Origin of the sequence: Idiomarina loihiensis (assembly GCF_024584785.1) — a bacterium.
In the GTDB taxonomy this organism is placed as follows: domain Bacteria; phylum Pseudomonadota; class Gammaproteobacteria; order Enterobacterales; family Alteromonadaceae; genus Pseudidiomarina; species Pseudidiomarina fusca.
In genome coordinates, this window is the sequence record NZ_CP074112.1 from 1,513,196 (window position 1) to 1,532,025 (window position 18,830).

Consider the following 18,830-nt stretch of genomic DNA (forward strand, 5'->3'; position numbering starts at 1 on the left):
TTTTAAGCTAGTTAAACTTAAATCATCAATCGAGCTTGGCAAAAAATGACTCAGGCAACCAACGCGGACGCTGCTGCTGATTAGCAATTTCTTCGCCAATGGCATAGTTGATGTTGGTAAAGACCACGCCGGCATCGTAATTAATGGGTAAGTCGGTCGAGTCGCTAGGGCGATGATAGTGCTCAGCAAAGAACTTACCCCACACTTCACCACCGTTTTCATCTTCATTTTTAGCGGTAAAGCCGGTCATTAAAAATACCGCTGGTACGCCTTTCTTCACGAATGGGTAGTGATCTGAGCGAGTAAAAATCGCCTGTTCTGGCATCGGATCTTCGCTCAGCTCGATACCATACTTGCCGGCTGCGCTGGCCACTGTCTCACCCAAGGTTGAATGGGTTGAGCCAAATGCAATCACGTCAGCAAAGTCATACAACAACACCGGCATATCAAGGTTCACGTTAGCTACGATATTTGCCAAAGGCACTGTCGGTTGATGCGCAAAATAGTCCGCACCTAACAGACCACGCTCTTCGGCTGTCACCGATAAAAACAACACCGAACGCTTCGGAGTAACGCCTGATTCCACAAACATTCGTGCCGTCTCTAACATCACAGCTACGCCTGAGGCGTTATCCATGGCACCATTGTTAATATGGTCGTCTTGGCTTAGATCTTTGGTGATACCAATATGATCTGAATGTGCGGTGTAGAGCACGTACTCATGTTTTAACTGTGGATCGCTACCCGGTAATACCGCCGCAACATTCGGGCTGCTAATTTCTTCGTGGCGAGAAGCGCGTGTAAGCTGTGCTTCAAAACCTAATTCAAAACTAGGCACCGGCTCGCCTGCTTCAGCTGCCGCAAAAATATCCGTTAAGCTCTGCGGCGCCTTGGCAAATAATGGCGCTGCTGCTTCGTGATGCAAATAGGCACCCGCAGCAATATTTTTGTAGGCCACATTGGGTTCACCATTTGGCTGCAACCAGCGCACTGTAGGCGCCCGTTGATACATAGCCCCTACTTCAAAAGGCCTTACTTTTTCGCGCTCTGGGCTATGCAGCGTGATAATGCCTACCGCTCCGCGCTCAGCTGCAAATTTTGTTTTGCTGCTATTCAGGTGGGCACCTTCTTCGCTTGGTAAATCGGCCGGGCGACCGGTGAGCATCACCACAATTTTGCCGTTAACATCCACCCCAGCATAATCGTTTAAACCAAACGCTTCGGATACCAAACCATAACCAACAAACACCAGCGGCGCAGTCACATCGTCCTGCTCGGTGTAGGCACTAGGCCCGGTAATAAACTGCTTAGGATAATCAAACTCAATTTCGGTATCGCCGTTGCGCACGGTGAAAGTGGCTGAGTTTTCTTCTAAGTAGCTCCGTCTGAATTTAATGCGCTGAAAATAAGTGCCATCATCACCAGCCGGCTCTAGGCCCAACTGCTTAAACTCGGTGGCAATGTATTTAGCTGCAATTTCATGCCCCTGACTGCCGGTGTCACGGCCCTCAAGTTCATCACTAGCTAGAAATTCTAAGTGGGCTTGCAAGGTACTGGCATTGGCAGTCACTGCGGCAACAGTGCTGTTATTGCTAGCCTCGGTGTCGGTCACATCATTGCAACCGACCAAGCTTGCCGCGATCAGCGTCAAGCCAAACATCGAAATTAAGCGCATAAAGGGTTCCATTCATGGTGTATTTGTTATTTTTCGCTTCACAGTTTAGCGATAAAGACTACTGGCAACAATAGCCTAAGCAACCACACTGGGTAGGAATGACCCTATTGCCTGGTGCAAAAACCCGTGTTATTGTTACATTATAACATTACACAACCCTGCTTATTTTGACGGTGGAGAAAGTATCAATGCCTGTTGTTCAAGCGACCCTTGCTAGGTCACAGAAACCTATCAAAACATCCATAAAACCACTCAACTTGATGGTATCAAGCTTGCTTGCAGGCGTTGTGGTTACTGGCTTTAGTAGCAACGCTCTGGCCCAAGACCAAGGCGCAACCACAGCCACCGAAAGCACCACAGAAGCAGCTCAGCATCAGCACCAAGACACCGAAGTGATCGTTATCACCAGTAGTCCGTTAGCTCGTACTGTCTTAGAATCGGCGCAACCCATCAGCGTTATGGCTGGCGATGAACTGCGTGAAAATCAAGCTCACACGCTGGGCGACACCCTCATGCATGAGCCTGGCATCAACGCCACTCATTTTGCTGGAGTTGCCAGTAGCCCGATCATTCGTGGCCTTGATGGTCCGCGGGTTAAAATCGCCCAAAACGGCTTAGATAGTGCCGATGTCTCACGCGGCTCACCGGACCATGCGGTCACCACTGAAACCTCGGTGGCTGAGCAAGTCGAAATTTTTCGTGGCCCTGCCACCTTGTTGTACGGCAGTGGTGCCATCGGAGGCGTGGTTAACGTTGTTGACCAGCGCATTGCGCAAGATTTTGTCGGGGGCAGTCGCGGCTTTTATGGTGTGAACCTCAATACCGCCAGCAATTTGCGCGATGCTACCGTCGGTTTTAATGCCGATCATAAAAATACCGTCTGGCATGCTGATGCCTTTATTCGTCGTAGCGATGACTACGATGTTCCAAGCTTTACTAATGACGAGGGTGAAAACCTCACTCGAATTAACAACAGCTTTGTGGATGCTGAAGGGGTAAACCTTGGCGTCAGTTATCTGTTTGACCAAGGCTACTTTGGCGTTTCTTACGGACGTTTAGAGCAGCAATATGGTATTCCTGGGCATGACCATGCCCACGAAGATGACCATGCTGATGAGCACGCCGATGAGCATGAACACGAGCACGAGGCTGAGGTGCATGCCGAGGTCGGCCCCTTCGCTGATCTTTGGCAGAACCGTATCCAAGTACACGGTGGCTGGCTCACGCCTAGCTTACAAGGCATTGAAAAAGTAGAACTTCGCTACGGCTTTACTGATTATCAACATCAAGAAATTGAAGATCAACTGCCCTCAACCACCTTTACTAACGAACAGCATGAGCTGCGTTTAACCGCAAATCATGAGCCGCTGGCAGGCTGGCAAGGTGCCTTTGGCTATCATTATTTTGACCAGCAACAAAGCGCTTTTGGTGCCGAAGCCTATACTCCAGCTTCAACCACCGAGCGACATGGCTTGTTTTGGTTGCTTGAGCGCGAAATCGACCAGATCACCTGGCAAACTGGGGTGCGTTACGAGGATGTGAGTGTCAATGAGTACTCATTCCAACCGGTATCCGCATCATTAGGCTTAACTTACCAGCTCCAGCCAGGAGTTCAGCTCTCAGCAAACCTCAGTCATGCCCAGCGGGCTCCGTCTGCCAACGAGCTGTTTGCCAATGGTCAGCACTTGGCGACCCGTACCTACGAGCTTGGCTTAACCTATCAACTCGATGCGCTAAGCGAGCACCATCTGCATATTGAACCTGCAGCAACGGCACCGCGCAAAGAACAATCCAATAACATCGATCTTGGCTTGCACCTAAACTTAGCCAGTTTCCATTTAGACTGGACCATGTTCTATAACCGCATTGATGATTATGTATTTAATGCCTACAGCGGCTTTGTTAGCAGCGACATTGCTCACCACCATGAACACGACGAACATGCCGAACAACCAGGCGAAGCTCATGACCATGATCATGGCGGTGCTTTGCCCATCGTCGCCTATCAGCAACGCGATGTTGAACTTTACGGCTACGAATTAAGTAGCCGCTGGGAAGTGACCGAACAGGTTGAGTTCACTGCGTTTAGCGATTACATTCGTGGCCGTGCCCGCGATGGCGGCGACAACCTGCCGCGCATTCCCGCCCAACGCTTAGGTGCTGAGGGTCGTTATCAAGCCGACCAATGGGAAGCCAAGCTAGGCTACACCTGGTACAACAGCCAAACCCGAATCACTGCGTACGAAACCACCACGCCTAGCTATGGCTTACTCAATGCCCAGCTTAATTTATTTCCGGTGGCGTTACAGCAGCATGGCATCACCCTATACCTAAAAGCTGAGAACCTAACCGACGAACTCGGTTTTGTGCATAGCTCGTACCTCAAAGATGACGCTCCCGTCCGTGGACGTAATTTTAGTATTGGTATACGTGGTGAATTCTAGCGCACACAAGGCGCACTTTACCGCACCTTAACTCAGTTGGCGGCCTGCTTTGATACACTGCTTAAATGTTACTTAATGCTACAAGTAAAATTTAACACAGGAACCTAGCAGGCATGCCCACTGCGATTAGCATTGCGATTTTAACGTTAAGCCTCTTCTTCACCGCTTTAGCGCCGGCTGCGGCTCGGGCGGACACTGCTGATTTTGATATCGAGCGCATTTTTTCTGCCCCTAGCCTAACCACCACAGCCCCACAGCGTATTCAAATCTCTCCCTCTGGTGAGTGGGTCAGTTATTTGGCCGGCTCTGCTGATGCTCCGAACGTTTACGATTTGTGGCTGTACCAAGTACGCGAAAATAAGCATCAACGCCTAGTTCAAGCGGCTGATCTCACTGCCAGTGATATTGCCCTCTCTGCTGAAGAGCAGGCGCGCCGTGAACGCTTGCGCATCAGCGCCAGCGGTATTGTTGATTATCAATGGTCGCCAGATAGCCAGTCACTGCTCTTTCCTTTGCAGGGACAGTTGTATTTATACGACATCGCCAGCGCTAACACCCAGCAGCTCACCAATGCGGATTACTTCGCCACAGATGTGCGCTTTTCTCCGCTCGGCAATTACATCAGCTTCGTTCATGATTACAACCTTTGGTTAATTGATCTCGCCCAACAACGCACGCTACAGTTAACTGAACGCAGCAGCGCCACCGAGCAATTTGCAACGGCTGAGTTTGTTGCCCAAGAAGAAATGAAACGCATGACGGGCTATTGGTGGAGCCCCGATGAGCGCCATATTGCCTTAACTCGGGTCGATTTGAGCCAAGTGCCGATTCAAACTCGAGTGGATATTCATGCCAACCAAAGCACCTTGGTACAACAACCCTACCCTGCCGCCGGACAAACCAATGCGCTGGTTGATTTAGGGGTATTGAGCTTACCGGCCGAGCTGGTGCCAGAGTCTGCCGAGCAACTCTCGCAGAAACTCTCGCAGCAACTCAAACCACAATGGTTTGACTTGCCTAAACGCCATGGCAGCGGCTACTTAGCCCGAGTTAACTGGGTGCCCGACAGCAAACGGCTGAGCTATCAGTGGCAGAACCGCCTGCAGCAACAACTGAATCTTTATGTGCAGGACATTAACACAACAGGTGCGCCCCAACTGGTGCTGCAAGAAACCAGCGCACAATGGGTGAATCTGCATGATGATTTGCACTTTATGGAAGATGCTCGCCATTTGGTCTGGGCCTCTGAGCGCAGTGGCTTCAAGCATCTTTACTTGTACCGTTTGGATGGCAGTTTGATTCGCCAACTCACCAGTGGCGATTGGAATGTCGATGAATTAAGTCATGTGGATGAAATCACTGGGGTGGTTTATTTTACTGGGCGCAAACAAACCCCTCTAGAACGTCATCTCTACCGCGCCAGCTTGAATACCAATAATCCTGGCCAACCGAGTCAACTCAGTCAGCGCCGCGGCATGCATCAAGTGGTGTTTGCCGGCAACGGACGCAGCTATATCAGCTATTTTTCCAGTGCCAAGCAACCACCGCAAGTAAGTTTACATGGCCCCACGGGTGAGCGCATCGTCTGGCTGCACGAAAATAACATCAATGCCGAACATCCCTTGGCACCCTATATCGAGCAATGGAGCTACCCAGAATTTGGCGAACTCACTGCCGCCGATGGCCAGACCCTCTATTACCGCGTACACAAACCACCCATGATGGCTGATAACCGTCGTTATCCGGCCGTCGTTATGGTTTACGGTGGCCCGCGTGCTCAGCGGGTAACCAACAGCTGGGGTGACTATTTTACCCAATACTTAGCGCGCCAAGGCTTTGTGGTCTTTGCCTTAGACAATCGCGGTAGTGGCAACCGTGGCCGCCAGTTCGAAACCGGTATTTATCGACAGTTAGCACAACTTGAAGTTGCCGATCAACAGTTGGGAGCGCAATGGCTTGCACAACAAAGCTATGTGGACGGTGAGCGCATTGGCGTATTTGGCCACAGTTACGGTGGCTATATGGCGTTGCACCTTATTTTACGGGCCCAGCAACAATTTGCGGCCGCTGTAGCCGGTGCTCCGGTCACCGACTGGGCGCTTTATGACACTCATTATACCGAGCGCTACATGGGCACCCCGCAAGATAATCCAGATGGTTACCGGGCGGCAAATGTGATGACCTATGCGAAGCAGTTACAACGCCCCCTGCTGATTTATCACGGCATGGCGGACGACAACGTACTGTACAGCCACACTGCATTGCTCACCTGGCAGTTACAACAACAGATGCTGCCCTTTGAGATGATGGCATACCCCGGTAAGGCACACGGTTTAAGCGGCCGCGAGACTAGTATTCATCGCTACCAAATGATCGCAGACTTTTTTGCCAGACACTTACAATAAGTTATACTAAGTAACCGTACAGGTTGTACTCTAAGTATCACTGACAGTTCCACAAAGGAGTGGGTGTTCATGCGTTTTTTATCTCGTCGTTTGGTTATGCCTAATGATTTGAATTTTGCCGGCTCGTTATTCGGTGGTCGTATTCTCGAATGGATTGACGAAGAAGCTTATATCTATGCGGCCTGCCAGCTAGATGCCAAAAGCTTAGTAACGAAACACATTGGCGCCATCAGCTTTGAAACCTCTGCGTATCAGGGCGATGTGGTTGAATTTGGGTTAGGTGTCAAAAAGGTGGGTAAAACCTCTGTAACCGTCACCTGTGTGGTGCGGAATAAGCAAACCAAACAGAATATTTGCGTGGCCGATGACATTGTATTTGTTCACATCGACCCAACCAGCCGCATGCCACAGCCCCACGGCAAAACAAAAGCACAGTTGGATGCGATCGAGATCGAAACTCCAATCATGTAAGGTTGGCGCTTCCATTCACTAACGCCATAACTGACAAAAAAGCCGCTGACAGTACCACTGTAGCGGCTTTTTATTGTTGTAGCGCAATCCAAACTTATTGATATAGGGTACGAATCCAGCGCTCTTCGTTAATAAAGCTCCATGACCAAGCCTGCCATTGCTCGCTTAGGCCATGCTCGATCACTTGCTCAACACTCATGCCTTGCTGCTTCAACGTAAGTACTTCTTCGCGCGTCGCCTCAATCATGTGCACTAGGCGTAACCAATCTGCTCGATTAGATAAAGGCCCATGGCCCGGGATGATCTGAGTTTGTGTATCTAGCTCGGCAATCACCGCCCGCACATTATCAATAAAGCCTTGCACGTTGCCGCCCGCGTTTAAATCGATAAACGGAAAGCGATCAACAAAGAACAAATCACCGGCGTGAATGACATTTGCTTGCGGAAACCATACCACCACATCGCCATCAGTATGACCGTTTGGATAATGCTGCAGCCGCACGCTCTGGCTACCAGCCTTCACTTCTAAGCCATCGCTAAAAGTCACTTTAGGCAGGCCATCACGGTCAAATTTATCGTTTGCCGCTAATCGTGTTTTGACATTCTCATGAGCCACAACCATCACCCCGTTGCGAGCGAACGGAGCATTACCACCAGTATGGTCACCATGAAAATGGGTATTTACTAGAGTTTTAATCGGTTGCTCGGTCACGGCCGCAATCGCCGCAGTGATCTTGTCTGCCAACCCTTGGTACTGGGCATCGATCATGACCACGCCATCATCACCCACATAAACGCCGATGTTGCCGCCCATACCCGTGAGCATATATACATTGCCTGCAACTTGCGTGGCTTTAACCTCAACCTCAGCAAGGTTAGCCTGTGCCCACGCTGGTGCTGCAACAAGCAAGACCAATGCGGCCCACGCCGTCTGTTTTAACTGAACCAGTTTAAATCCACGCATGTTACTGTTCTCAAAGTTAGCTATTAACGGTGCAAGTAACAACCAGCAAAGCTAGCCACTGGCGTCGCCGTAGGCTTACCATGTTGCCAATCGCCGCCTTCTACCCCACTCCCAGCAATATCGACATGCACATAAGGGAGCGGTTTGTTGCTGTCACTACCGTGTTTATCTAAACCCGCGGCAATGGTTAAAAATGCCATCGGGAATTGGTGCCCACGTGCGGTGGTTGCTGACGGGCCATTGTTACTTGATAAAATGTCATCGGCCTTAGTCCGCGGTGCGACAAATTTAAAATCTTCGCGCCGAGACCAAGAAATTTCACTCGGGTCACCGTATACTTCGCCGGCTTCCCATAAATTATCCGTGATAGCATCTACGCGCGCTGGACCATTCGGGATCAATGCCGTGTAAGGCCCCTTCGCTAAGGCTGCATGACCAGTTAAGGTCGCCACACTAAAGAGTTGTGGATTGGTGTATTGATGCGCTTCACTGCGCAGATGAGACAACAAATCAGCGAGTAACAAGCGGCCCTCAGCATCAGTATTACCAATGCGCACTCGTACGCCACTGTGACCGGTGATGATTTCATCAGCAACAAAAGCTTCCGCGCCAATGCTGTTGCGCACCACACCTAACTCAGCTACCACACTCACGGTGTCTGGACGCATCAAGGCGACGGTTTTCATAAACCCAGCCACACCTGCAGCGCCACCTTTATCACGGCTCATGCCCGCCATATGACCACCGGTTTTGACATCAGCACCACCGGTGTCATAAACGATACCCTTACCAGCCATCAGCAAGGTTTGCTCTGGTTGTGGTGCTTTGTATTCAAGCCGAACCACGCACGGCAAATGGCGCTCCACCCCAAGTGAAGCTCGGGCTACGGCCATTAACAATGGGTATTCATGTTGCAATTGTTGCACGTCATCAATCACAGTTACCCGCACCGGACTGTGGGCAAAAGCCTGCTGACAGTACTCGGCAAACTTCGGCGGTGCCATCCGCTCAGGCTCGGTTCCACACAGGTCACGGGCAACTCGCTTGCCCGCCTCTACGGCTTCTAACCAACTGGCATCTAGAGCACCGACAATACCAATGCTGCTGACCGTTTCTAACTCAGCCTCACCGAGTGCTTCACGCGCCTCTAACGGCTCATACAAAGCCTGGCAAGCGCCCCAGTAAGCTACCGCTTCAGCTTGCCCATAACGCGCTTGCTGAGGCACCCCAAACACCACTAATAAAGGTTTGCTGCTACCCGCTTGCTGGGCAATACGCGCCCCAGTACCTGCAGCTTCGGCAATCACGCGTACGTCATCGTAATCCCGCTCCAACGACCCGGTCGGTGCCAAAATTAAGCGTCCACCCGGCACCTCAGCAGCGACTAACAAGGCTTGCTTGCCAACCCGTTTGTCCAATTGCGCCGCTTGTTCAATAAAGTCGGCAAAGTCTTCTGGTAAGTCTTGCGCAAAATCGCCCACCACAATCACTGCGTCAAAATCGCCGGTCATCGCCGCATGATAATTATCTAACACTTGCGCTGTAGGAAATCCCATAAGGTACCTCGTTGTCTGTGAGTGAGTTAACCGCGACGCCAGCGGGTGCCGGTGGCGGTATCTTCTAATTCAATCTGCATGGCTGCCAACTTGTCGCGGGCGGCATCGGCTCTGGCCCAATCTTTAGCCGCCCGGGCCGCGTTACGCTCGGCAATCAAAGCTTCAATTTCCGCCACGTCGGCATCAGCACCTTGCAAAAAGGCAGCTGGGGTTTGTGTCAATAAGCCCAACAACTGGCCCAGTTGTCGTAGTTGTGCGGCATAGGCTCCAGCCGCTGCGCTGTCGCCAGCAGTGAGCGCACGGTTTACTTCGCGCGCTAATTCAAATAATACGGCTAAGGCTTCTGGGGCATTAAAGTCATCGTCCATCGCTGCATAAAAGCGATCATGCAAGTCTGCCGCAGCAGGCTCTGAAGCAGCTACTTCTGGCGCATCACGTAAAGCTGTATACAGACGTTCTAAACTGGCCCGCGCCTGCTCCAAGTTGTCTTTAGAATAGTTCAATTGCGAGCGATAATGGCTCGATAACAAGAAATATCGTACCGTCTCGGCGTCAAACTGCGCCAACACATCGCGAATGGTAAAAAAGTTACCCAACGATTTCGACATTTTCACTTCATCTACTTGCACCATACCACTATGCATCCAGTAATTCACATAAGGGCTATGATTGGCACAGCAGCTTTGCGCTACTTCGTTTTCATGATGTGGGAAAATCAAATCAGAACCGCCGCCATGAATATCAAAGTGCTCGCCTAAATGGCGTTTATTCATCGCTGAACATTCAATATGCCAGCCCGGACGCCCAGCCCCCCAAGGCGACTGCCAGCTTGGCTCATTCGCTTTCGCTTGTTTCCACAACACAAAATCTAAAGGATCTTGTTTATTATCGGCGACATCTACCCGCGCGCCAGCTTGCAGCTGTTCTAAGTTTTGCCGACTCAGTTGGCCGTATTCTTTGAAGGTACTGACATCAAACAGCACATCACCATCGTTAGCTACGTAGGCATGACCGTCAGCGATTAAACGCTCAATCATCACAATGATATCTTGCATGTGGCCGGTCACCGTCGGCTCAATATCTGGGCGCAACAAGTTCAGTGCATCAAAGTCATCATGCATGGCTTGCGTGTAACGCTCGGTAACATCCGCAATTGCTTCGCTATTTTCTTGCGCGCGGCGGATGATTTTATCATCCACATCGGTGATATTGCGCACGTAGGTCACCTCAAAGCCGCGGGCTCGTAGGTATCTGACAATCACATCAAAGGCAACATAGGTGCGCGCATGGCCAATGTGACAGTAGTCATAAATAGTTACACCGCACACGTACAGCTTTACCTTACCTGGAGTAATGGGCTTAAACTCCTCTTTTTGGCGGGTTAAGGTATTAAAAACTTTCAACATGTACGGCTGCTCCTGTATAAGGCCAATTAAATTTAAAAATGCTAGCTTGATATCATAACGCAAGGTGCAGCCTTGCCACAAACAATGCTAAACTGCGCGGGTTAATTTTTCCGAAAAGCAGCGACTATTTTTGCTGTTTCGTTTATTTATTTAGTTTGGAGTAGCTCATGTCTGCCAATCCTCAGGTAACCCTGCACACCAACCACGGTGATATCACCCTCACCTTGTTTGCTGATAAAGCCCCTAAAACCGTTGCAAACTTCCTCACTTACGTGCGCGAAGACTTCTACAACAACACCTTGTTTCATCGTGTTATCAAAGGTTTTATGATTCAAGGCGGTGGTTTTAACCTAGAAATGGTGCAAAAGCCTACCCATGACGCCGTTGCCAACGAAGCTAACAATGGCGTTAAAAATAACAAAGGCACCGTCGCCATGGCGCGTACTCAAGATCCACATTCAGCCACCGCTCAGTTTTTTATAAACGTTGCTGATAATGACTTCTTGAACTTCCGCAACGAAAGCATGGGTGGTTGGGGTTACTGTGTGTTCGGTGAAGTTGTCGCCGGCATGGATGTGGTTCACGCGATTGAACAAGTACGTACCTCGCACGCTGGTTTTCACCAAGATGTGCCGGTTGACGACGTGGTCATTCAAAGCGTGTCTATCGCTGAGTAAGTTCGATTACTGATGGCAGCCACCACCTGGTTTATTGCTGATCTTCATTTGAGTCCAGCGCGGCCCGATATCACCGCGCTGTTTCTGCAGTTCTTGCGCCAGCAAGCACCCAACGCAGATGCCCTCTATATTTTGGGTGACTTATTTGATGCTTGGATAGGCGATGACGATAACAGTGATTTCGCTCAGAGCATTCAAGCGGCATTGGCTGAACTAACCCAGCAGGGGGTTGCCGTTTATTTTATTGCCGGCAATCGAGATTTTCTCATCGGCCCAAGCTTTGCCAAGCGCACTGGCGTTACTTTGTTGCCAGAGGCAAGCGTGATTGATTTGTATGGCTGTCGAACCTTAATCATGCATGGCGATAGCCTCTGTACCGACGATGTTAGCTATCAACGGTTCCGGCGGATCATTCGTCACCCTTGGCTCACCAAGCTGTTACTGCGATTGCCGTTGGCTTGGCGCATGCGGATTGCCAACAAATTGCGCGCTAATAGCGCCACCCAAAAACCTCTCACCGATGCCCAACTTAAGATCATGGACGTCAACCAGCACGCCGTGGTCGAGGCGATGCAGCAGCACCAAGTGCAATGGTTGATTCATGGGCATACCCATCGCCCCAATATCCATCAGGTGGCACTAGCCAACCAAGCCCTCGCACAACGCATTGTGCTTGGTGATTGGTATCAACAAGGCAGCTGGTTAGCAGTGACCGCACAAGGGTTGCAATTGCACACTGCACCTCTGCGCTAACTGGCGGCCGGTACCCCGCTATGAAATTTAAAATCTTCGTCGGCGGTTAAAATCAATTCAGCCTCGCGTTCGCCAAAGAATTGCACCCGTGCACTGATGTCTTGCCCAGCAATGGCAGCAGCCAAGCTCAGATAATCTTGATAATGCCGAGCTTCTGAACGCAATAGCGAGATATAGAAATCACCAATATCAGCTGGCAAATAGGGCGCTATGCAAGCAAAGCGTTCACACGAGCGCGCCTCGATGTAAGCCCCACAAATCAGCTTGTCTATTAACGCCTCTGGCTCGTAAGTACGCACATGCCGTAGCAGCCCGCGAGCATAACGGCTCGAGCCAATGGTATCGTAGGCTACCTGATGCCGCTCCATCACTTCTAACACTTGATAAAAATGATGCAGTTCTTCTTTAATCAGCAACACCATCTTATCAATCAATTCTTGTCCATAAGCTGAGCGGGCCGCCGGTATCATCGATTTTTTCAAGGGCCGATTAGCTAAACTGCGCCAATCGCCTTGCTTACGATAAGTAAAATCCTCATAGGGCTTCAACCATTGCAGCAACGCCTCACCGCTGGCTTCATCAACGGCATAACGGCGAATTAAAAACATCGCTGATTGCGCTGCCTTCAGCTCACACACCAGATGGTCGAGCAACAACACCGGCAACTGCTCAGGGCGCTTGGCCTGAGCTAACCAAGCAGCCGGCGTGGCACAGTGTAAAAAACCGCGAATGGGTTGCAATAATTCGTCCAAACAAAGACCTCGTTTAATTTCACTACTTTTTTTAGGGTTAAATCATGCAATTTCCTTGACTATGCCGAAAAACCGACCAATATTTAAGTCAAGGCGCATAAAAAAGCGTCAAGGGCAATTATAAAACCACAGAATAACAACAGAAGTTGAGGTATATCATGATTTTAAATCATATTTGGGGACTATACGCACATCCGGTTGATGAATGGAAAACCATCGACCAACGGCATGAAAGCATCACTTTTTCACTCACGCACATTCTTTTAATTGCACTTATCCCTTGTGCCGCTGCCTATTATGCATCTGCGCATCTGGGCTGGAGCATCGGCGCCCGAGAGCTGACCTATCTCACCCAAAGTAGCGCTGTCACCATGGCCGTAGCCATGTATGCAGGCATTATTGCTGCGGTGTTTGCGTTAGCTTATTTGGTGCACTGGATGGCAAAAACCTTTGGTGCTGAGCCCACCTTCACGCAATCTCTTGAGCTTGCTGCCTACACGGCAACTCCGGCTATTATGTCTGGGGTGGCTGCATTGTATCCAGAATTGTGGTTCGTCACCATGGCCTTTTTAGCGGGTATCGCCTATTCAGTGTATCTGCTGTATTCAGGGGTACCTATTTTAATGCACATCCCTGAAGAGCGTGGCTTTATCTATGCCAGCTCAGTAGTCACTGCCGGATTGATTCTCTTGGTTATTTTGATGGTAACTTCGGCCATCGTATGGACCAATGGTTTTGGCCCGCAGTACATGTAATCCCCTGTAGTAAATGTTGAAAGTAAGCTTGATATTGAAGTAACTGGCGCGGATTTATTTACTGGTTATTGACTAGAACCAGATAAGTACCGCGCCTTTTTTCCCGGTTTTAATCGCGTAATATCCACCCACACCAAGCCATCCACAGCATCCGCAAAGTCAGCATCCACATTAAATCCAATAAACCTTACCCCACCCGGTTCGCAAAGGTCCGCATATTGTTTGTACAAGGTTGGGATAGCGACGCCCTGGTGCGCCAAATGATGCTTTAAATGGGTGAAATCTTGCAAATAATCCCCGCTGGGCGGCGGCAGCGGACGTTCAAGGGCTTGATAAGGAGTGCGCGGCACCGCTAAGCCATCAGGGTCCGGAAATTGTTCGGTAAAAAACTGCACCATGGCATCTTGGGCTAGCTTGGGCAAACTGGCGCTCATGGTCACTGGCCCAAACAAATAGCGATATTCAGGATGACGTCGCAACAAAGCGCCAATCCCTTGCCATAAATAATCCAAACTACGTTTGCCCCAATAACGCGGCTGTACGAAGCTACGGCCTAGCTCTAAGCCTTGCTCCAACAACGGCAATAATTGCGGCTGATACTCAAATAAGGTCTGGCTATAGAGCCCTGCCACCCCATACTGAGCAAGAATCGCCTTGGTATCACCTAACCGATAAGCTCCTGCAATTTCAAGATCCTGTGGGTCCCATAGAATCAAATGCAAATACCAAGTATCAAAATTATCCAAATCACGACGCTTACCTGTGCCCTCATCTACCGCTCTAAAGGCGACCTCGCGCAGGCGTCCTAGCTCGCGCATGATCGGCGAGTTGCCCTGATAGCGATACAAGTAAATGGATTTACCATCGGCAGTTTCACCAAGGCATTCGCAATCTTGTAGGGCTTGTTGTAAGCGTTCGCGCGCTTCGCTACGAGCGATCGGACGCTGACTTTTCAGCAAGCCGGGACGGTCTTGACCCAATCGATACACATGCTTTCGAAACAGCTTTGCCCGCATGGGTAAACTAAGTTGATCCCCAGCAAAGGAGCTTAACGGGATCAACTCACCGATACGAAAATTAATATGACCAGAGCGCTGCCGTACCATCTCTTGCACCAGTAACAAGGTAGCAAGTGGCTTATACAACATGGAGGCGCCATAAAACCAAGGCGAATTATGCGCACCAATAAAAACCGGCAGTACTGGTGCCTGACAGCGCAGCGCTAGTTTCAAAAAGCCAGTTTGCCAATGGCCGTCACGCACTCCTTGCGGGCGTAAACGCGACACTTCACCGGCCGGAAATACAATCAAAGCACCTTCATCTTGTAGGTGCTGATAGACTTTTTTTAGCCGCTCACGCTCGCCAGCGCTGCCATTGCTGCCTGACCTAAACACCCGCACCGGAAACATCAGCTCTTGCAGTGGTCCGATCGCCCCGAGCATATCGTTGGCCAGAATTTTCACATCGCCACGCTGGGCGCTCACTAACTTTAATAACGCCAAACCATCCAGCGAGCCAATCGGATGATTAGCAACAATAACGACCCGGCCATCGCTAGGAATATGATCGAGCTCGTTATCTCTAGCGGTATAAGTAAAGTTAAAAAAATCTAGTACCTGCTCAACAAATTCAAGCCCCTGTACCGCCGGATAGCGGCGCTCAAACTCTTGTATGTGTTGTTCGCAGAGTAATCCGCGTAAGCACCAAAGCAGCGGTCGTTGCAGCAACTGGTGCTGATACACCGCGGGCAATGTCGTTGCAGCTACTTGTTCTACCTGAATCATAAGCGTCTCACTTTTGGCAGGGCCGAAACCTAGGTGATAGGTGCAGCTTTAGAGGCTTAAGGTAGCTGGTTAACGTGACGGTACTATGTCAGCAACATGTCAGCAACATGTCAGCGACATGGCAAACACATGTCAGCCTCATGACAACAATATGTCACCAACATGTCCTTACCAGCTCAGCAGCAACAAGGTTAGCGGGGCCATTTGCACCAAAACGGTACAGCTGTGCGATAAATTCTGCTAGGCTAACGGCACTTAATTGCGCACAATAGCGCAACTTTTATCTCGATTGACATGCAGGATTCCTCCTATGAGTGAGAACAACAAGAAGCTGAGTCTTACCAGCCGCATCGTGATTGGCATGTTTGCCGGTATTATTGTCGGCATTTTGCTAAAGGCACTGTTCCCAGACAGCACCCTGGTCGAAGGTTATTTATCAAAAGGATTGTTCTTTGTGGTGGGGCAAATCTTTATCAGCTCGCTACAGATGCTGGTCGTGCCTTTGGTGTTTGTCTCGTTAGTGGTAGGCACTTGCTCACTCAGTGATCCTAGCAAATTGGGACGTTTAGGCGGCAAAGCTGTCGGTCTTTATTTAATCACCACCGCCATAGCCATCACCTTAGCCATTTCGTTGGCTGTGTTAGTGCAGCCGGGCACCGGCATTGAGCTAGACACCAATGCGACCTACGAGCCGAAAGCGGCTCCGTCGCTGGCTCAAGTGATTATTGATCTCTTCCCAACCAACCCCTTTAATGCGTTCGCTAACGGCAACATGTTGCAAATCATTGTCTTTGCCCTGCTGTTTGGTATTGCCATGGCGTTGGTAGGCAAGCCGGGTGAACGAGTTAAAACCTTATTCGAAGACTTTAACGAAATCATCATGAAGTTGGTCATTATTCTGATGAACATAGCTCCGTACGGGGTGTTTGCGCTGATGGCCAAACTGTTCGCAGAAACCTCGTTTGAGACCATCTTCAGCTTAGCTAAATATTTCTTATTGGTGCTAGCAGTACTCTTTATCCACATGCTGATCACCTATCCGATTATTCTGAAAGGATTAGCTGGCATGAGCCCGCTAACTTTCTTGAAGAAAATGCGTGAGGTGCAGATTTTTGGCTTCAGTACCGCCAGCTCTAACGCGACCATGCCAGTAACCCTTGAAACTGTCACCAAACGCCTGGGCGTACACAACAGTGTCGGCTCGTTCACGGTACCTCTTGGTGCGACCATTAACATGGATGGCACCGCCATCATGCAAGGGGTAGCCACTGTCTTTATTGCGCAGGTTTATTTAGTTGACCTAAGCATGGCTGATTACCTGATGGTAGTACTCACCGCAACCTTAGCCTCGGTCGGAACCGCTGGCGTGCCGGGCGTAGGGATGATCATGCTGGCCATGGTGTTGGGCCAAGTAGGCTTACCGGTAGAAGGAATTGGCTTGATTATTGGTGTCGACCGGCTCCTCGATATGACTCGTACCGCGGTCAACGTCACTGGTGATGCCATGGTATCGGTGATAGTGGCCAAAAGCGAAGGAGCCTTGGATGAAGATGTGTTTAACGATGCCAAGGCCGACATCGACGAGCGTAATCTGTCCTGATAGCAAACGCCGGTTGCAGCTGAGCTGGTTCAGCTGCATCACTCAAACTTGCCAGCGCACAAGCTGCTAGTCAGACGTGCTGCGCTGGTTCTTTAAACCGCTGCGTTCATCTAATTTCACGCCAAATAAAACCCGTCAGTTTAGCGACATCAACCACTGCATCAGATTCACCACGTAAACTCTGCTCCATCACCTGTTCCACAATCGGCCATAGTAATTTTGCGATGTAAGTATCCGCGGTATCATCGGCACTTAGCTCAGGCAAACGCAAACTTGCAATCCGCACGCTTAATAGGGGCTGCCCTTGATCAAATAGGTTCACCACCACATTTTCAAGCTGGGCCTGCTGCACGCTCCATACCAGCGCCGTTGATGCTCTTTGTAAGCGCTGTTGCTGCTTGGCGGCGGTCAAGAGCGCATGCAGATTAGACTGGCCTTTACCATAATAAGCGATGGTTAGCTGGGCATCAGCAACAATCACTTCGTCTACCTGTAGATGGTTGCGTTGTTGCGTCAGCCAATCGCCACGGACCAACAAACGACCGGCACGCAGAACTTGGTTAAGACCCGCATCCAACTCGTTAACACGGCTGGATAAACTAATCTCCCGAGCGCTGATTTCACCCAACAGAGTGTTGAGATCTAACTCGGCATAGCTAAAATCTGCATCAAAGTGAGTATCAGCGCGCTGTTGTAGCTCTTGCGCCAAGCGTTCTGACCAAGTTTGCTCAGCCGCTAAGGCGCCGCCACCAGTTAGCCCAACACCTAATCCAGTACTTACTAGCGCCACTGTAAGCCAGCGCGCCATTGTTGCTCGTACTATTGTTACTCCTACCATTCCCTACTCCTTTTGCATCTTAGCGCCCTAGTGAGCTTATAAGACGCCCTAATGCACGCTTGTGCGGCACGTTAGTGGCTCTTTTGCAGCACTTCTGCAGCACTTCTGAGACACTAGCGGCGCTGATGTCGCTCTCGGTTAAGTTGCTTTTGCTCAGCATTCTTGCGCAGCATAATATAAACAGCGCCGGTACCGCCATGATGACGTTGCGCACTATGAAACGCTATCACTGGCTCAAGTTCACGTAGCCATTTATTCACATAGCTTTTGATTAATGCCGGATGCGGCTTACTGTGCTTGCCTTGTCCATGAATAATCAGCCCAGAGCGCACGCCACTGCGATGACAGTCTTGCACAAACTCGAACAATGCTTGGCGCGCCTGCTTTAGAGTATGCTCGTGTAAATTTAAACTCGCCTCAATCGGGTACTGCCCTAAGCGCAATCTTTTATACACGCCGTGCTGCACACCGTTGCGCTGAAAGCTAATGAGATCAAGGGGCTCCACCAGCTCAACATATTCCGTTGAGAGAAAATTAATATCCTCTTCCAACTGCGCTTCGGCTGCTTTACGCCGCTCTAATTGCGCCAACGTAGGCGTAAACGCAGTTTTCACGTCCGCTACATCAGCACCCGCTAACGGGGTGACACCTGTCATTTCACGGCGAAACAGCTCAAATTCATCGCGGTCTTTCATGGTCACCTCTTTTGCTTTTAACTTACCTTTATTACTTAACCTTTGTTACTTAACC

General features: G+C 50.1%; 15 protein-coding genes. 7 read left to right on the forward strand and 8 right to left on the reverse strand.

Translation table 11 applies throughout. From position 1 onward, the window contains the following. Positions 1-25: 25 nt before the first annotated feature. Positions 26-1,675, reverse strand: coding sequence for a M28 family metallopeptidase (locus tag KGF88_RS07330; protein WP_153825828.1), 1,650 nt, complete (start codon positions 1,673-1,675; stop codon positions 26-28). Positions 1,676-1,863: 188 nt separating this feature from the next. On the opposite strand from KGF88_RS07330, the gene KGF88_RS07335 reads away from it, so the two are divergent. The 3 genes from KGF88_RS07335 to KGF88_RS07345 all read left to right on the forward strand — a co-directional run bounded on the left by KGF88_RS07335 (position 1,864) and on the right by KGF88_RS07345 (position 6,995). Beyond that, the gene (locus KGF88_RS07335) at positions 1,864-4,119 is read left to right on the forward strand and encodes a TonB-dependent receptor (RefSeq protein WP_153825829.1); all 2,256 of its coding nucleotides are present in this window, start codon (positions 1,864-1,866) and stop codon (positions 4,117-4,119) included. A 113-nt stretch (positions 4,120-4,232) separates the two neighbouring features. Continuing rightward, a complete protein-coding gene (locus KGF88_RS07340; RefSeq protein WP_153825830.1) occupies positions 4,233-6,524 on the forward strand; it encodes a S9 family peptidase in 2,292 nt (763 codons plus the stop codon). A gap of 69 nt (positions 6,525-6,593) precedes the next feature. Continuing rightward, on the forward strand, positions 6,594-6,995 hold the full coding sequence (locus KGF88_RS07345) for an acyl-CoA thioesterase (protein ID WP_153825831.1): 402 nt from the start codon (positions 6,594-6,596) through the stop codon (positions 6,993-6,995). A gap of 94 nt (positions 6,996-7,089) precedes the next feature. On the opposite strand, the gene KGF88_RS07350 is transcribed toward KGF88_RS07345, so the two are convergent. The 3 genes from KGF88_RS07350 to cysS are packed head-to-tail and all read right to left on the reverse strand — an operon-like array spanning position 7,090 to position 10,921. Beyond that, a complete protein-coding gene (locus KGF88_RS07350; RefSeq protein ID WP_153825832.1) occupies positions 7,090-7,959 on the reverse strand; it encodes an MBL fold metallo-hydrolase in 870 nt (289 codons plus the stop codon). Between the two features lie 23 nt (positions 7,960-7,982). Further along, complete coding sequence (locus KGF88_RS07355) at positions 7,983-9,515, reverse strand: leucyl aminopeptidase family protein (RefSeq protein WP_153825833.1); 1,533 nt, start codon at positions 9,513-9,515, stop codon at positions 7,983-7,985. Between the two features lie 26 nt (positions 9,516-9,541). Further along, positions 9,542-10,921 (reverse strand): cysteine--tRNA ligase, encoded by a 1,380-nt coding sequence (cysS, locus tag KGF88_RS07360; RefSeq protein ID WP_153825834.1) that lies wholly within the window; start codon positions 10,919-10,921, stop codon positions 9,542-9,544. A 167-nt stretch (positions 10,922-11,088) separates the two neighbouring features. On the opposite strand from cysS, the gene KGF88_RS07365 reads away from it, so the two are divergent. Together KGF88_RS07365 and lpxH are read left to right on the forward strand one after the other, a co-directional pair. Beyond that, on the forward strand, positions 11,089-11,598 hold the full coding sequence (locus KGF88_RS07365; protein ID WP_153825835.1) for a peptidylprolyl isomerase: 510 nt from the start codon (positions 11,089-11,091) through the stop codon (positions 11,596-11,598). 12 nt (positions 11,599-11,610) lie between these two features. Further along, a complete protein-coding gene (gene lpxH / locus KGF88_RS07370) occupies positions 11,611-12,351 on the forward strand; it encodes a UDP-2,3-diacylglucosamine diphosphatase (protein ID WP_153825836.1) in 741 nt (246 codons plus the stop codon). Here lpxH and miaE read toward each other — a convergent pair. Next, entirely contained in the window at positions 12,348-13,103 is a 756-nt protein-coding gene (miaE, locus tag KGF88_RS07375; RefSeq protein ID WP_153825837.1) for a tRNA isopentenyl-2-thiomethyl-A-37 hydroxylase MiaE, read from the reverse strand. The two genes, lpxH and miaE, sit on opposite strands and share 4 nt — an antisense overlap. Before the next feature lie 158 nt (positions 13,104-13,261). Between miaE and KGF88_RS07380 the strand changes: the two genes are divergently transcribed. Continuing rightward, positions 13,262-13,858: a Yip1 family protein gene (locus tag KGF88_RS07380; protein WP_153825838.1), complete on the forward strand. Its 597-nt coding sequence runs from the start codon at positions 13,262-13,264 to the stop codon at positions 13,856-13,858. Between the two features lie 65 nt (positions 13,859-13,923). Here the strand turns inward: KGF88_RS07380 and KGF88_RS07385 are convergent, their stop codons facing one another. Then, positions 13,924-15,642: a GNAT family N-acyltransferase gene (locus KGF88_RS07385; RefSeq protein WP_153825839.1), complete on the reverse strand. Its 1,719-nt coding sequence runs from the start codon at positions 15,640-15,642 to the stop codon at positions 13,924-13,926. 310 nt (positions 15,643-15,952) lie between these two features. On the opposite strand from KGF88_RS07385, the gene KGF88_RS07390 reads away from it, so the two are divergent. After that, positions 15,953-17,242 (forward strand): dicarboxylate/amino acid:cation symporter, encoded by a 1,290-nt coding sequence (locus tag KGF88_RS07390; RefSeq protein ID WP_110074872.1) that lies wholly within the window; start codon positions 15,953-15,955, stop codon positions 17,240-17,242. A gap of 106 nt (positions 17,243-17,348) precedes the next feature. Here the strand turns inward: KGF88_RS07390 and KGF88_RS07395 are convergent, their stop codons facing one another. Together KGF88_RS07395 and smrA are read right to left on the reverse strand one after the other, a co-directional pair. Beyond that, positions 17,349-18,080, reverse strand: a complete 732-nt coding sequence (locus KGF88_RS07395) for a hypothetical protein (protein WP_153825840.1) — start codon at positions 18,078-18,080, stop codon at positions 17,349-17,351. Between the two features lie 113 nt (positions 18,081-18,193). Next, positions 18,194-18,775: a DNA endonuclease SmrA gene (gene smrA / locus KGF88_RS07400; protein WP_153825841.1), complete on the reverse strand. Its 582-nt coding sequence runs from the start codon at positions 18,773-18,775 to the stop codon at positions 18,194-18,196. Positions 18,776-18,830 lie beyond the last annotated feature (55 nt).